Below are 14,686 nucleotides of genomic sequence, written 5' to 3' on the forward strand. Positions count from 1 at the left end.
CGGATACTTTCGGGAAACAGCACTTATGTCAAAAAGCCGGTATTAAAAACGATTGGCGGCGCGCATCAGGGCGCCGCGCAGCGCGATGGTCAGGCTCGAACCCATGCCGATGCGTTGGGCGACGGCGGGCAGGATGATCAGCGATGCCAGCGCAAAACCGGCGCCGAGCAGCAATGAGGCCATTTCCGGCTCTTTTTGGGTGGTCTGGTTCTGGTTCATGGTGGTCTCCCCGGTGCAGTGCTCGCATGCTAACGAGTTTTCTCTGGGCACAAGTGCGACATAGTGTCGCACCGGGCGTGTCGCATCGTGCGCCGAATGTCGTGTCGCAAAGCCGACAACGGCCCGGCGCGAGGCGCGCAAAGCCGCATGGCTGCGTTGTTCTGCGTCGGGCGTGGATTTTGCGTGAGGGCATCTACCCTAGCCCCACGACAGAGAAAAAACATGACCCCAGAACTGCGTGCCGAGCTGCTCGCCGGCCTCAAGGACGGCAGCATCGTTCCCTATATTGGTTCGGGCGTGCTCGCCGACGTCAGGAATGTCGCGACCGGTGAGCCTATCCCGGCCGACAGCGACTCGCTGATCATCGCCATGAACGGCGGCAAGCCGATGGCGCCCAAGCTGATGTACGAATTTCCGCGCGCCGCGATGAACATCGAACTGAAGCGCGGGCGCAGCGCCGTCACCAAGTTCCTGACCCGCACCTACGGCGAGACGGAATGGACGCGCGGCGCCTTCCACGACTGGCTGAAGGAGATCGCGCCGCATTACGTCGTCGATATCAATCGCGACACGCAGTTGCAGGACTCCTACGCCGGCGTGCCGCACAACCTGGTGGTCGGCATTGCCCGCATCGGCGGTACCGATTTCCGCTACAAGCTCTATCTCTGGGACGGTGCCGCCTACCAGAAGAGCGAGGCGATCAACCCGGCCCTGCCCATCCTGTTCAAGCCGATGGGCACGCCCAAGCCGGAAGCCAACTACATCGCTTCCGATGCCGACTACGTCGATTTCATTACCGAACTGATGGGCGGCTTCTCGATTCCGCCCGAGGTCAAGGAACTGCGCAAGGGCAAGAAATACCTGCTGATGGGGCTGCGCCTCAACCGCGACACCGAACGCATGGTGATGTCCGACTTCATCTACGCCGCCGCCCAGCCGGCCGGCTGGGTCTTCATCGCGACGCCGACCGACAAGGAAAAACGCTTCTGCAAGAAGGTCGGTCTCGAAATCATCGATGCCGATATTTTTGACTTCATCGGCGCCCCCGTTCCCGCCTGAACTTATTTAATCAACCAAGGAAGAAACATGCTGCTCGATCGTTACCAACACCTCTTTTTCAATTCCAACTTCAAGGAAGCGGCCACCAAGCCGGGCGTCGTCGCCTATCGTGGCGAGTTCATCCTGAAAGAGGGCGAAGTGGCTGATGCCCAGGGTCGTCGTGGTCCGCCGGCTGCGGTTCTCAAGCAGGCTGCGCTGCTTGCCGAGGGTGACGATCTGAAACTGCTGTCGGGTTCGCTCGACGAATTGCAGGAATTCCCGCTCCTGGCTGAAATTCTGGGTGCCGATCTCAAGGCCGGCGCCATCGTCGTGCTGTTCACCATCAATATTCCCAAGGCCTTCATCACCACGGTGAATGGCGCCACCGTCGTCTTCATCCCGCTTACCGAAGGCATGGCCTGGAATGAGCTGATCGACATGGTCGGTCTGGAGAAGGGCGACTTCAAGGGCCAGACGTCGGCTGACAAGGTCGTTACGGTCTATGAAGCCCTCAAGTCCGAAAAATTCAAGTATCCGGAATCGACGGTCGAAGAAGCCATGAAGACCACCAACAACGCCAAGCGCATCACGCACGGCGCCGTCTGATGCCGTGGGATGAGCGTTTTGCGCTCGGGGTGGCGGACATGGACGCCACCCACCGGGAATTCGTCGATCTGGCCGATGCCTTGCAGGGTGCGCCGGATGCCGAATTCCCGGCCCTCTTTGCCCGTCTGCACGAACATACCCGGCTGCATTTCGAGCACGAAGGCAAGCTGATGAAGGCCTGCCGCTTCCCGGCAATCGGTGAGCACAACAGCGAGCATCTGCGCGTGCTCGGCGAACTGGCGCATTTTGCGCGCGGCGTCGCGGCCGGTCGACTGGTCAGCGCACGCCAATATGCCCAGGCACTGCCCGGGTGGTTTGCCACCCACCTGGCGACGATGGATGCCGCCCTGGCCGGCTGTATCAAGCAGAAGGCGGCAACGCAGTAATCAGGGGGCTGGCGTGCCGCTGCGGCTGGCCCAAAGACCTTGCAGCCAGGCGCCGGCAAGAATGCCGGCCAGCGCGATCAGCAGATCGCCGTTGCCGGCGCCGAGTCCGGCCAGTGCCGGTCCCGGGCAGACGCCGCACAGGCCCCAGCCCAGTCCGAACAGGACGCCGCCGCTCAGGGTCTGGCGGTTCAGTGTGAATGGGCGTTGCTGGAAGGCGTCGCCGAGCAGGGCGCGTTGGCGCAGGCGCGGCGCGAGCTGGAAGACGAGCAGGTTGAGACCGACAGCGCTGCCGAGTACGAGGAGCAGGCCGAGGTCCTGGAAGTTGAGGAAGGCGAGTACCGACTCCGGCCGGATCATCGTCGACCAGGCGAGGCCGAAGCCGAACAGGGTGCCGCTGGCCAGGGTGACGATCTGGTTCAGGCGCTGCTTCATGGCGCAACTCCGAAGTGACTCAGGGTTTGCGCGGTGATGATGGCGGTGCCGAGGAAGGTGAGCACCATGAGCAGGGAACCGGCTGACAGTGAGGCCATGCCGCAGATACCGTGGCCGGAGGTGCAGCCGCCGCCCTGGCGGGCGCCGAAACCGATCAGCAGGCCGCCGACGGCGAATTTCCAGGCTGGCAGCTGGCTGGCAGCGAGCGGCAGGCCAAGTTCGGCGTAGAGGGCGCCGCCGAGCACCAGACCGAGCGCGTAGAGCAGGCGCCACTGGCGGCTGTCGCGCAGACTGGCTTGCTGGAAGAAGGGATGTCGACTGAACCAGGACCAGACGGCGCTGAAAAAGGTACTGACGCCGCCCTGGCGGCCGGTGCCGAGAAACAGCAGCGCGACGCCGCTACCGATCAGCAGGCCGCCGATCAGGTAAGGCGCCAGGCCGTTCGGGAAATAGTGTGCAATCATTAAGAGAAACTTGCGGTGGAAAAAGCGCGAAATTGTCGCACTAGTTGGCCTTGGCGGGTGGGCTTGCATACCGGTTTGCCGGTATTCCGCATGCTAAACTGTGACGAACAATTAAATTAAACAAATACAGATCAGGGGGTGGGGTGGCGGCGAAATGGTCTTTGCGTTTCGGTGCATTGCTGGTAACGGCCCTGTGCCTGGGCCTGTTCGGCTGGGTCGGTCTCGACCTGCAGCAATCGCGCGAGCGCGAGTTGCATGCAGCCGAGCATGTCGGCCACACCCTGACCAAGTTGCTCGAAAGCCATCTGCAGGGCACGGCTGGCAAGGTCGACCATCAACTCTCTGATTTCGTGCAGCGCTTTCAGTATGAGGTTGTGGAGCGTGTGCCGCGCGCACGCATCGAAGATGGAATGCGGGACTATCTGGCGCGTATCCCTGAAGTGCACAGTTTTCGCGTTGCCGATACCAACGGGAGTTATATCTACGATGCGAGCGGTGTGCTGAGTGGTATCAATATCGCTGACCGTCCCTATTTCATTCGCCTGCGTGACGATCCGGCGGCCAATCTGGTCATTTCGCCACCCCTGGTTTCCCGCAGTACGCATGATGTCGTGATCGTTTTTGCCCGGCGTCTGCAGGACCGGGCAGGCAATTTTGCTGGCGTCGTATTTGCAACCTTGCGTGCCGATTATTTCGAACATTATTACCGTGGGCTGGATGTCGGTCGGCATGGCGTCATCGCCTTGTGGAGTCGCGACATGACCTTGTTCGCCCGCGCCCCGAAACTGCCGGATCGACAGGGCGGAAAATTGACCGATAGTTCGATTCCGGCCGCCCTGCAGGCGGGTGAAACGAGCGGCAGTTTCCGGCGGGCCGGCGGCCTGGATGGCGTGCAACGTGTCTTTATCTTTCGGGCGGTCGAGGGCTTCCCGTTTGTGGTCACGGTTGGCCTCGCCGAAGCCGAGATTCTTGCCGAATGGAAGCGCCGGGCATTGATTTACGGCGTCCTCGCTATTGTGTTGCTCGGTGCTTTGCTCGCACTGGTGCGCTCCTGGGGCATGGGCTACCGTCAGGCCGAGGCGCTGGCGGAAAAGCTGGCAGCCGATTTTGCCGACAAGTCACGCGAGAGTCGCGCCCTGCTCGATTCGATTCCCGATCCGGCTTGGTTGCTCGACAACGATGGCCACTATCTGGCGGTCAACGAGGCTTTTTGCCGTTATTTGGGGCGGCCGATGGATGCGATCATCGGTCATACGGTCGATGAACTTTTCCCGGCAGAAGAGGCCAGGGTGCTGCGCGCCGGACAATTGGAGGTTTATCGTCAGGGCGGACCGGTCCGCCAGCTGCTCTGGTTGCATCTGTGCGGCAAACTGACCCCTTTCGAATTCCTGCGCGTACCGGTTTATCGCGACGATGGTCAGCCGCGCGGGCTGGCCGGTGTGGCCTGGGACATGAGTGAACGTTTTGAGGCTGAAGAGCGGCAGCGCCTGATCACCCACTTTTTCGACAACGCCAACGATGCCGTCCTGATTCTTGACGAGGAGCGACGCGTCCTGACCCTGAACAAGGCGGTGACAGCGATCAGCGGTTACACGCTGGAGGACCTGCAGGGCCGTTTGCCGCGCTTCATGGTGGAAGGTTGTCAGGACCCGGCGGCACTCGACGCTGTGGTGCAGGTGCTGGATGAACAGGGCTGCTGGCGCGGCGAAATGCAGGCGGTACGCAAGGATGGCAGCCAGTTGCCGATTCATTGCAATGTCAGTTCTATCCGCAATGATGAAGGACAGGTCGTCAACTGGGCGGTGTTTGTTACCGATCTGAGCGAACGCAAGGCGGCCGAGGCGCGCATCGAGTCGCTGACCCACGTCGATCAGCTGACCGAATTGCCGAACCGCCAGGCATTTGCCCGTGTCCTTGGCGAATGGCTGGCTGCGGCGCAGCGGGGCGTGTTGATCGTTATTGACCTGAATCAGCTCAGTCGCGTCAATGATGCATTTGGTCATGCCGCAGGTGACACCCTGTTGCGGCGGATGAGCGTGCGTTTGCGCAAGATGCTGCGCGAAGGTGATGTCGTCGGCCGACTGGGCGGCGACCAGTTTGGTGTGCTGCTTGCCGAGGGTACCCGCCCGGTGGCTGCCGAAATCGTCGCGCGGAAATTGCTTCAGGTGATCGGTCGACCGGTGACAATCGAAGGTAGTGATGTCGTAACCACGGCTTCGGCCGGTATTTGCCTGCTGCATGACGATGGCAGTGATGTTGCGACCCTGCTGCGCAATGCCGACAACGCTTTGCACCACGCCAAGGATTCCGGGCCGAACAGTTTCCGGTTTTTCTCGGCCGACATGAATGTACGGATGGAGGAACGCCTGCGTCTGGAAAGTGATCTGCGCTGGGCGCTGCCACGCGGCGAATTGCTGTTGCATTATCAGCCGCAAGTCGATATCCAGAGTGGCGCGGTGATCGGCTTCGAATGTCTGTTGCGCTGGCAGCACCCGGAACTCGGCATGGTCTCGCCGGTCCGTTTCATTCCGCTCGCCGAGGAAAGCCGCTTGATCCTGCCGATCGGTGCCTGGGTACTGGAAGAAGCCTGTCGCCAGAACAAGGCCTGGCAGGATGCCGGCATGCTGCCGCTGGTGGTTGCTGTCAATCTGTCGGCAGTGCAGTTTCATGGTGCCGATGTTGTCGCTGCCGTCGCGCAGGCCCTGCAGAAGACAGGGCTGGAGGCGCGTTATCTCGAACTGGAAATTACCGAAAGCGTCATCGTCGAGGATCCGGAGCGGGTGGTGCGCATCATGGAAGAACTCAAGGCGCTCGGGGTCAGCCTGTCGATCGACGATTTTGGTACCGGTTATTCCAGTTTGTCGTATCTGAAGCGCTTTCCGATCGACAAGATCAAGATCGACCGCTCCTTCGTGCGCGATCTCGAGCGTAATTCCAATGATGCGGCAATCGTGCGCATGGTGATCGGCATTGCGACGGAGCTTGAGCGCAAGGTGATCGCGGAAGGCGTTGAAACCATCGAGCAGCTTGAGTTCCTGCATCGTCACGGCTGTGACGAATACCAGGGCTTCTATTGCAGTCCGGGCATCCCGGCCGGGCAGATTCCGGCCTTGGTGAGCAAGCAGTCGATCTGAGCGATCAGGCCGCGGCCGGGATTTTTTCGTCGGCGAGCTTGATCAGCCCGGTCGCCTGCCGTTCGCAGGCTTCCCTGGTTTTGCCATCGAGCACCTTGAGCCAGCGTTTCGGAATGCCTTCCAGTCCATAGCGGGCGCCGGCCAGCATGCCGGCGATGGCACCGGTGGTGTCGGCATCGCCGCCACGATTGACGATGTCGATCAGGCAGTCCTCGAAATTGTCGGTGGCAAAGAAAGCCTGGAAGACGGCTTGCATGGTTTCCACGACATAGCCGCTCGGGTTCTCGCGCGGTTTGCCGTCGAAGGCGTAAAGCGGGTGCAGGCGGGCCAGGGCATCGGCCCGCGCGCGGACTTCGCTCGGCTCGCGGCCGGCGAGCAGATCCTGGACCATGAAGACCAGGGTTTCGCCGGCGGCATCGGAGAGTTCGTTGTTGTGCGTGACGTGCGCCTGGGCGCGGCAGGCAAAAATGGTGTTTTCCGGCGGTTGACCGCTACAGGCCAGCGCAACCGGCAGGACGCGCATGATTGCGCCGTTGCCGGCATCGTGTTCGCTGGCGACCGCTTCCGGCCGGCCCGTTTTCCTGAACTGGATCAGGTTGCGGCGCACCGTGTTGCCAATGTCCACCGGCTTGGCGCGCATCCAGGCATCGAAAGCCTGCGCCGCGGCAAGGGCATCGACGCCGCCGCTGGCCAGGATGGCTTCACCCAGCGCCAGCGCCATCGTCGTGTCGTCGGTGACCGTGCCGGGTTTGAGGCGCAGCCAGCCACCGCCGGTGATGTCACGGTGTACGCCGTGGGTGTGGCGAATTTCGTTGGGCGTCATGAATTCGACGCTGGCCCCCAGTGCGTCGCCAATCGCCAGGCCGAGATAGGCAGCGCTTGCCTTGTCGAGCCGGAGCGAGGCCCAGGGGGGCGGTGCGGCGCGCCGGCGAACCGGTGCGGTGCGGGCGATCAGTTCTCCGGTCCAAAACATTTGGCGTATTCCTGACATTGACCACAGGAGGGCGCGGGGCAGACGTAGATGCCTTCACGCGAGCAGAATTGCCGGTAGAGAAATTTCTTCCATTTCATGTCGCCGGTGTTGGCGGCGGCGAGGGCAGGGAAGTTCGCCCACATCAGTGTGCTCAGTTCGGCCCGGTTGAGCAGGCCGAGGTCCTGCCAGAGATGGTCGCGGCCGGCACAGGCGGTGGCGACGATATTGGCAAGCAGCAGTTCGGACGGGTGCCGGCGGGCGCGATGCTCAAGCAGCAGCTTTTGCAGGTCGCTCCATTCGGGAATCGCTTCAACCTGGCGGGTTTGGCCAGAAATGTCGGCACCGGGGAAGTACTCGCCAAGCAGATGGCGAAATACTTCTTCTCCCAGTCCGAGATCGGGCGGCAGGCAACCTTCGCCCATGCCCTGACCGGCCAGCATGCTGGCCAGCAATGAACGGTTCGGATCGCCGGCTGCCTTGCTGCTGCACGGGGCAAGCAGGAGTTCCGCGAAGACGACTTCGCGGGCGAGGCGGCGGTCCGGGCCGTTCATGATGGGTGACTCACTTGCTCGGGTATTCGATCAGCACGTCTTCGTCGCGCAGCACGACCTGGCAGGCCAGACGCCATTGGGTCGGGCAGAGGTCGTCGACGCGCATCTGGTCGATCTGGGCCTGGGTGATGTGACCCATTTCCTTGAGCACGCCGACTTCGTGATCGGTCAGCGGGGCGCCCATCGGCGAGCGCTTGGCATCGACCGAGGAAACCTTGACCAGGCAGGTGCCGCATTCGCCATCGCCGCAACCGAAGTCGATCGGAATGTGGTGTTCCTTGGCCAGTTCCAGAACGGTCTGGCGGTGGCTGCCGGCAACGGCATAGACCGTCTTGTCCTTGTGCATGTGACTGCTGAATGTAATGAGGGCCATCATATTTCTCCTGAGCGGTTTTAGAGGTTTCTCTGTTGCGGTTGGTTTTGTTTATTCTTTGCCTGAAGGCGCATTGCACCCAGGACGCGAAGACGAGCCGAAGATGACCAACGGAAATCCCCGTGGGACAGTGCAAATTGCACGGCAAGGCGAAGTCGACAAAGTCATGGGGGCAACGCGCCTTCAGGCCGGTTTGACGACGATGTCGCCGCCGATGATCTGCGCCTGGCAGGCCAGGCGGTGACCGCGCGGCGCGAGGTTGTCCTTGAGCACCTGGTCTTCGAGGATGCTCGGCGGCGCGAGGTTTTCACCGCCGGAGATGACCTTGGTCAGGCAGGTGCAGCATTCGCCCTCACGACAGCCGTAGACGATGCCGGCGCCGACTTTTTCCGAGACTTCGATGAGGCGGGTGCCGGCCGGAACGGTGACGGTGACGCCGATGTCTTCGAAGGTGACTTTTGCTTTTGGCATTGTTTTCTCCCCTGTTTTAAGCGAGCGACGCCATGTCGATCTCGCGGTGTTCGACCTGGCCGGTCAGGTGACGGGCCAGGCTTTCGCCCAGACTGCGGCAGTGTTCAAGTTCGTCGGCAGCCGGCACCAGCTTGACGCGCAGTCCATCCACCGGCAGGCGCAGCTTGAGGCCGCGCAGGCGGTCCTCGATCAGGCGCACGGCTTCGCCGCTCCAGCCGTAGGAGCCGAAGGCGGCGCCGAGCTTGCCCTTGATGTTGACGGTGGTCAGCGAGGAGAGCAGGTCCCAGATCGGGCGTACGGCGTCGCCGTTGATGGTCGGGCTGCCGATGGCGATGCCGTCGGCCTCCTCGATCAGGTCGGTAAAGATGCCGGATTCGCCGCCTTCGAGGTCGTACAGCGAGACACGTACGCCGTCTATGCGTTCGGCACCGGCGGCCAGCGCTTCGGCCATGCGCCGGGTGTTGCCGTAGGCCGAGATGTAGAAGACGACCAGGGTCTTTTCGCTGCGCGCTTCGTTGAACAGGCGGGGCGAGGCGAGTTCGCGGTAGCGCAGCACGTAGTCGCGCGGCTGGTGGCGCAGGATGGGGCCGTGCGCCGGCGCGATCAGTTGCAGGGCTAGCGGCTCGATCAGCGCCATCGCGTCGAGCACGTACTCGCGGAAGGGGCGCATGATGTGGGCGTAGTAGTACTCGAAGGAAAAGCGGAAATCGCCGACCCGGTCATTGAACAGCCGACCGTCGCAGAAATGGCAGCCGAAGACGTCGCCGGTAAACAGGATCGCGTCTTCCTCGAGATAGGTGCACTGCGTGTCCGGCCAGTGCAGGTAGGGCGTATGCAGGAAACGCAGCGTCCGGCCGCCGAGGTCGACGGTGTCGTCGGTGGTGACCGGAATGTATTCGGGCGGTTTTTCGCCGGAAGGCTTCAACAGTGCCTTCAGCATCATCTGGGCGCGGCTCGACAGGTAAACGCGGGCCTGGGGTGCGCGCTTCAGCAACTCGGGCAGGGCGCCGCTGTGGTCCGGCTCGAGGTGGTTGAGAACGATGGTGGTGATTTCGTCGTAACGGGCCACCGATTCGAGGCGGCGGAAGAAATCGTCGGCAAAGCTTTCCTTCACCGTATCGATCACCGCCACGCCCGTTTCGCCACGCACGACATAAGCGTTGTAGCTCGTGCCGTTGGCGGTTTTCAGGATGATGTCGAAAGTGCGCAGATGCGGGTCGAGGGCGCCCACCCAGTGGACGCCCGGCGCGATTTCTACTGCAAGATAAGGCTCCCCGGCCGAGCTGCCGGGCGCCTTGCTCACGCTCGTGGCCGGGCCTTCGGCCCGAGTCGGGACCATTGTCCCGCTGGCGCAGGACTCGTGGTCAGTGACCGCCGCAGCCGTCATGTTCAGCCTCGTCCTCATGTTCATGGCTGCCGCAGCTGCCGTGGCCTTCGGGACCATGCACGCAGGCTTCGATATTGCCTGCCGGCAATTCGACGTCATTCAGCCCGATCCAGGCGTCGACCGCTGCGACATCGAAACCGACCATGCGCTCCTCGCCGATTTCCATCAACGGGCGGCGAATCAGCAGCGGGTTTTCGAGCAGCAGATTGACGGCATGCTCGAAACCGAGGTTCTCCGGCACGATCTGCCCGGCCTTGATCGCCGGTGCCGCCGGGTTGAACCAGCTGCCGATCGGCAGCTTGCCGAGGAAGGCAAGCAAGCGCTCAGCGGTCCACGCCTCGGTTTTCAGGTTTTTCGCCTGCACGGTGTGGCCGGCTGCAGCAAGCAGGGTCTTCTGGCGAAGATTGCCCTTGCAACCGGGTTTTTCGTAAAACGTGACAACTGCCATAGGGTTATGCCGCTTCTTTCCAGAGGCCGAATTGCTTCAGCTTTTCAATCGGGATGCCGGTCAGCGAACCGGGCGGGTTCAGGAAAGCGCCCAGTTCATCGACGATGGCCATTTCAATCGGGCAGATCGCAGCGCATTGCGGCACGCTGTGATCGCCCAGACACTCGGTACATTTATCGTCGGCGATCAGGAAATGCGGCTTGTCTTCGTAGATCGCGTCGTTCGGACAGACATCGACGCAAGCCCAGCAATTGACGCAGGATTCGGTAATTTGGAGGGCCATTTACGCCACCTTCAGGGTTTCTGCGGACGGACTCAGCTTGCCGGTCGCTGCGATTTCCTTGTACACCGCCATCACCGCTTCCTCGATCGGCTCCATCGCGTGTTCACCATTCGGCACGATGCCGGCGGCTTCCAGCTTGCCCCAGGGCTCGTAGCCGATCTTGGAGCAGAGCACCACTTCGCAGCCTTCAAGAATGCGGATGTTGCGTTCGAGCAGCGATTCCGTGGCGCCGGCATCGACGACGTCGCCGTCACCGCAGGCATCCATGCCGCCGCAGTAGAGTTCGGTCTTGCGATGGCTCATGAAGCGCGCGCCAGCCGGCGAGGCTTCGTAGATCAGGAATTCGCGGGCGTGTCCGAAGTGCTCGGCAACGACGCCGTTCTTGCCGGCGACCGCCATCAGCACCGGCCGGGCATCGGCCGGAATGCCGAGTTCTTCGGCCTTGGGCTTGACGTTGCCGCGCTTGGCTTCAAGCTGTTCGATGATCGAGTCGTGCACTTCCTTGCGGCGGACCATGGCGGCTTCGTAATCGACCTCCATGACGTCGATCTTGTCCATGGTGAACTCGTCGCCGCGGTCCTCGCCGAGCAGGCCGACCGCATCGGCACGGCACTGGCGGCAATGGCGCATCATCGCCATGTCGCCGGCACAGGCGTCCTGCAGTTCCTGCAGTTGCTCGGGCGTCGGTTCCGGCTGTTCCATGATGCCGTAGTAGGTGCCGTGTTCCGGCTCGGCGATCAGCGGCATGACGTTGTGCAGGAAGGCGCCCTTGGCCTTGACGATCTTCGAGACTTCCTTGAGATGCTCGTCATTGACGCCGGGGATCAGCACCGAATTGACCTTGACCAGGATGCCGCGGTCGGTCAGCATCTGCAGACCCTTCTGCTGCTGCTCGATCAGGATGCGCGCGCCTTCGACGCCGAAAATGCGCTTGTTCTCCCAGAAGATCCACGGGTAGATCTTGGCACCGACTTCGGGATCGACACAGTTGATGGTGATCGTCACGTGGTCGATGTTGTGCTGGGCGATGCGGTCGACATACATCGGCAGGTTGAGGCCGTTGGTCGACACGCAGAGCTTGATGTCCGGGGCGCGCGCCGAAAGCTCTTCAAAAGTCTCGAAGGTGCGGGCCGGGTTGGCGAGAGGGTCACCGGGGCCGGCGATGCCGAGTACCGTCATTTGCGGGATTTCGGCCGCGACGGCGAGCACCTTGTTGATCGCCTGTTTCGGCGTCAGCACTTCGGAAACGACGCCCGGACGGGATTCGTTGGAACAGTCATACTTGCGGTTGCAGTAATTGCACTGGATGTTGCAGGCCGGGGCCACGGCAACGTGCATGCGGGCAAAGTAGTGGTGCGCTTCTTCGGAATAGCAGGGGTGATCCTGAACCTTGGCGCGGATGTGGTCGGGCAGGTGGGCCAGCGCGTCGGGCGCACTGCCGCAACCGCTGGAGGCGCAGCCGCCGCCTTCTGCGGCTGGCGGGGTATTGCTGATAACTGGAAGTTCCACGATGAAGGCTCCTCGAAATCGGTTCGCAGCCTATTCAGCAATCGCTGTGCCAGTCGTCTTATGTTATTTAAATCAATAACTTGTCTGTTTGTTGTTTGGCTTCTGTCGGGTGCCTTGTCAGAAACGCGACAGCCCGGCGCGGGCTTTCCGACTTTGCCGGCTGACAGCCCTCACTGGTTTTCGAAAATTTGCTGCTTCAAGACATTGGTGTATGTCATTTGATTGACTTCGCGCGGCGTGCTCCTACAATCATCAGGATTCCGGGGGCGGGGCGACGTAATCTGCCGCAGGCAGCCCGGACGCATTCACGGGGGGAGATGCAGCATGGCAAACCTGAAACTGTTTTATGCGACCAACCGGCACCATCTGGGCGATGCCTTGCATCCCGATGGCTACGGCACCAAGTTCAGCGACGACGGCATGGAAAACCTGCGTTTTGGCGTGTTGACCGTCAAGGCCGCCGATGCGCAGATCAAGAAGTGCCTCAAGGCCGATGTCGGCCCGCTCGGCAGGGGCAATGGCGAGAAACTCAGCGAGTACCTGGCAACTTGTGCGGCAACGGCAAGCATCGATGTCTATCCCGAGACGATCAGCAAGGATATTGCCGATGTCGCGCAGAAACATGCCAAGCTCGGCTCGCTCGCCATGTTCGAGGACCTGATGTGCCTGATGGAGGCGAGCAGCGACGTGCTGATCTACATCCACGGCTTCAACGTCAAGTGGAACGAGGCGGTGGGTGGCGCACTGGCCCTGCAACTGATGCTCGACAACAGCCCGCGGCGCGATCCGGCGCAGAACCTCTCGGTCGTCCTTTTCTCCTGGCCGTCGGACGGCGCGGCGCTGCCCTGGGTGTCCTACAAGTCGGACCGCACCGAGGCGGCCGGCTCGGGCGGTGCGGTCGGGCGCGCCTTCCTCAAGGTGCGCGATTTCCTGGTCGGCCTGCGTGACAAGGCACGCGCCGGCGGACGTGAACTGTGCGGCCAGGACATTCATCTGCTCTGCCATTCGATGGGCAATTTCCTGCTCGAAAATGCGCTCGCCCGGCTCTACGACTTCTCGCCGGGCAACGCCCTGCCGCGCCTGTTCGAGCATGTCTTCCTGTGTGCGCCCGATCTCGACGACGATGCGCTGGAAGAGGGCAAGGCGCTTGGCCGGATCAACCAGATCGCACGCCAGGTGACGCTCTATTACAACCGTCACGACAAGGCGATGTATGTCTCCGACTACACCAAGGGCAATCCGGAGCGCCTCGGCCATAACGGCGCCGCGCATCCGGCGCAGCTGCACAACAAGATCCATCAGGTTGATTGCACGCCGGTGGTCAGCGACTTCACCGGCCACAGCTATTACCTGAGCGGCAGCGTCAATGCCGACATCCGCCTGAGCATCGATGGTCGGGCGCAGGACGATGCGCTGCGCCAGCGTGCGCGCAACGCCAATCTCGACAATTGCTGGACGATGCAGGTGGCGCCATGATCAAGTTCTCCGGATTTTTGCCCTTTTTGCGGCGTGGACCGCTGAGCTGGCTGGCAATACTCCTGTTGTTGCTTGGACTCGGCGGCTGCGCCTCGTCAGCGGTCGACTCTTCGCCAGCGGCAGAAATGCCGGTTCGGGCCAGTGCCGTGGCGCCAATGCCAGTGCCTGCTCCGACGCTGCCGGCGCCACCGCCGGAAAATGCGCTACCGGGCGAGGCGCAGGCTGTTGCAGCGGCACCGGTTGCTGTCGCAACGAGCGCCCCGCATCGCGGCTCGGCCCGCCCGGTAAGAGCGCGCCGCGCGGCCAGCCAAACGCCGGAAGTCGCCTTCCTCGAAGCCGAAACGCCGCCGCCCGAACTGGTCGAGGCCAGTCTCGCCTACAGCGTGACGCGCGAGATGCACATCGGGCGCAGTTATCCGGTCGAACTCTGGCTCGATCAACAAGTCGGCGAGGCCGATCTCGGGCGCAATCTGGCCTTGAAGATCAAGCCGGCGGCGGGCGAGGTCGATACCGGGCGGCTGGTCGTCGAACTCGGCAACGAGGTGGTTGCCGAACTGCTGGTTTTCAACGGCGAGTTCGAGGTCAATCCGGCCGGCCCCATCGTCCAGCCGGTATTGCCCAAGGTTCCGCTGCGCTGGCAATGGCTGGTCAAGCCGCTGAAGACCGGCGAGCTGAAACTGCAGGTCCGGGTCGCGGCGCGCATCAGCGGCCGGGAGAGCGGCGTCAGCACGCCCTATCTTGGCAGCGTCATCGTCACTTCGTGGCCGCCGGCGACCTTCGAGGAATTCATCGAGTTGCTCAAAAGCTGGGTCAGGCAGGTAGACAGCCTGTTTGCCCTGCTCGGCACCAGCCTGGCGGCCATCGCCGCATTTTTCTTCAAGCGGGGTAACGGCGAAAAGACGGCCGAGTAGACGTGCCCCTGCGGCGGCAAGCGGG

17 protein-coding genes are annotated in these 14,686 nt (G+C 62.3%); 6 read left to right on the forward strand and 11 right to left on the reverse strand.

Features of this window, described 5'->3' with window-relative positions:
- Positions 1–42: 42 nt before the first annotated feature.
- Positions 43–219 carry a hypothetical protein gene (locus tag KI612_RS04930; RefSeq protein ID WP_226442714.1) on the reverse strand — a complete coding sequence of 59 codons (177 nt, stop codon included), beginning with the start codon at positions 217–219 and terminating at the stop codon, positions 43–45.
- A 222-nt stretch (positions 220–441) separates the two neighbouring features.
- Here KI612_RS04930 and KI612_RS04935 point away from each other — a divergent pair, with 222 nt between their 5' ends.
- Genes KI612_RS04935 through KI612_RS04945 form a run of 3 tightly spaced genes read left to right on the forward strand, consistent with a single transcriptional unit; the run spans position 442 to position 2,249 of the window.
- Positions 442–1,278 (forward strand): SIR2 family protein, encoded by an 837-nt coding sequence (locus KI612_RS04935; protein WP_226442715.1) that lies wholly within the window; start codon positions 442–444, stop codon positions 1,276–1,278.
- A 27-nt stretch (positions 1,279–1,305) separates the two neighbouring features.
- On the forward strand, positions 1,306–1,863 hold the full coding sequence (locus KI612_RS04940; RefSeq protein WP_226442716.1) for a hypothetical protein: 558 nt from the start codon (positions 1,306–1,308) through the stop codon (positions 1,861–1,863).
- Entirely contained in the window at positions 1,863–2,249 is a 387-nt protein-coding gene (locus KI612_RS04945) for a bacteriohemerythrin (protein WP_226442717.1), read from the forward strand. Before KI612_RS04940 ends, KI612_RS04945 begins: the two co-directional genes overlap by 1 nt.
- Here the strand turns inward: KI612_RS04945 and KI612_RS04950 are convergent, their stop codons facing one another.
- Both KI612_RS04950 and KI612_RS04955 read right to left on the reverse strand, forming a co-directional pair.
- Entirely contained in the window at positions 2,250–2,681 is a 432-nt protein-coding gene (locus KI612_RS04950; protein ID WP_226442718.1) for a DUF6691 family protein, read from the reverse strand. It lies immediately after the preceding gene.
- Positions 2,678–3,145, reverse strand: a complete 468-nt coding sequence (locus tag KI612_RS04955) for a YeeE/YedE family protein (protein WP_226442719.1) — start codon at positions 3,143–3,145, stop codon at positions 2,678–2,680. The genes KI612_RS04950 and KI612_RS04955 overlap by 4 nt, the downstream gene beginning before the upstream one ends.
- Positions 3,146–3,306: 161 nt before the next feature.
- Here KI612_RS04955 and KI612_RS04960 point away from each other — a divergent pair, with 161 nt between their 5' ends.
- The gene (locus tag KI612_RS04960; RefSeq protein WP_226442720.1) at positions 3,307–6,279 is read left to right on the forward strand and encodes a bifunctional diguanylate cyclase/phosphodiesterase; all 2,973 of its coding nucleotides are present in this window, start codon (positions 3,307–3,309) and stop codon (positions 6,277–6,279) included.
- A 4-nt stretch (positions 6,280–6,283) separates the two neighbouring features.
- On the opposite strand, the gene draG is transcribed toward KI612_RS04960, so the two are convergent.
- From draG to nifB, 8 genes are all read right to left on the reverse strand, one after another.
- Entirely contained in the window at positions 6,284–7,252 is a 969-nt protein-coding gene (gene draG / locus KI612_RS04965) for an ADP-ribosyl-[dinitrogen reductase] hydrolase (RefSeq protein ID WP_226442721.1), read from the reverse strand.
- Positions 7,231–7,803 (reverse strand): nitrogen fixation protein NifQ, encoded by a 573-nt coding sequence (locus KI612_RS04970; protein ID WP_226442722.1) that lies wholly within the window; start codon positions 7,801–7,803, stop codon positions 7,231–7,233. Before KI612_RS04970 ends, draG begins: the two co-directional genes overlap by 22 nt.
- A gap of 10 nt (positions 7,804–7,813) precedes the next feature.
- A complete protein-coding gene (locus KI612_RS04975) occupies positions 7,814–8,176 on the reverse strand; it encodes a 2Fe-2S iron-sulfur cluster-binding protein (protein ID WP_226442723.1) in 363 nt (120 codons plus the stop codon).
- Positions 8,177–8,359: 183 nt separating this feature from the next.
- Positions 8,360–8,647 carry a 2Fe-2S iron-sulfur cluster-binding protein gene (locus tag KI612_RS04980; RefSeq protein WP_226442724.1) on the reverse strand — a complete coding sequence of 96 codons (288 nt, stop codon included), beginning with the start codon at positions 8,645–8,647 and terminating at the stop codon, positions 8,360–8,362.
- 16 nt (positions 8,648–8,663) lie between these two features.
- Positions 8,664–9,950, reverse strand: coding sequence for an FprA family A-type flavoprotein (locus KI612_RS04985; protein WP_226442725.1), 1,287 nt, complete (start codon positions 9,948–9,950; stop codon positions 8,664–8,666).
- A 61-nt stretch (positions 9,951–10,011) separates the two neighbouring features.
- The gene (locus tag KI612_RS04990; RefSeq protein WP_226442726.1) at positions 10,012–10,482 is read right to left on the reverse strand and encodes a thioredoxin domain-containing protein; all 471 of its coding nucleotides are present in this window, start codon (positions 10,480–10,482) and stop codon (positions 10,012–10,014) included.
- A gap of 4 nt (positions 10,483–10,486) precedes the next feature.
- Complete coding sequence (locus KI612_RS04995) at positions 10,487–10,765, reverse strand: 4Fe-4S binding protein (protein ID WP_226442727.1); 279 nt, start codon at positions 10,763–10,765, stop codon at positions 10,487–10,489.
- Positions 10,766–12,274, reverse strand: a complete 1,509-nt coding sequence (gene nifB, locus KI612_RS05000) for a nitrogenase cofactor biosynthesis protein NifB (RefSeq protein WP_226442728.1) — start codon at positions 12,272–12,274, stop codon at positions 10,766–10,768.
- A gap of 324 nt (positions 12,275–12,598) precedes the next feature.
- On the opposite strand from nifB, the gene KI612_RS05005 reads away from it, so the two are divergent.
- A complete protein-coding gene (locus tag KI612_RS05005) occupies positions 12,599–13,750 on the forward strand; it encodes an alpha/beta hydrolase (RefSeq protein ID WP_226442729.1) in 1,152 nt (383 codons plus the stop codon).
- Positions 13,747–14,661: a hypothetical protein gene (locus tag KI612_RS05010; protein ID WP_226442730.1), complete on the forward strand. Its 915-nt coding sequence runs from the start codon at positions 13,747–13,749 to the stop codon at positions 14,659–14,661. Before KI612_RS05005 ends, KI612_RS05010 begins: the two co-directional genes overlap by 4 nt.
- The last annotated feature ends 25 nt before the right edge of the window (positions 14,662–14,686 follow it).

The organism is Quatrionicoccus australiensis (assembly GCF_020510525.1).
Classification (GTDB): domain Bacteria; phylum Pseudomonadota; class Gammaproteobacteria; order Burkholderiales; family Rhodocyclaceae; genus Azonexus; species Azonexus australiensis_B.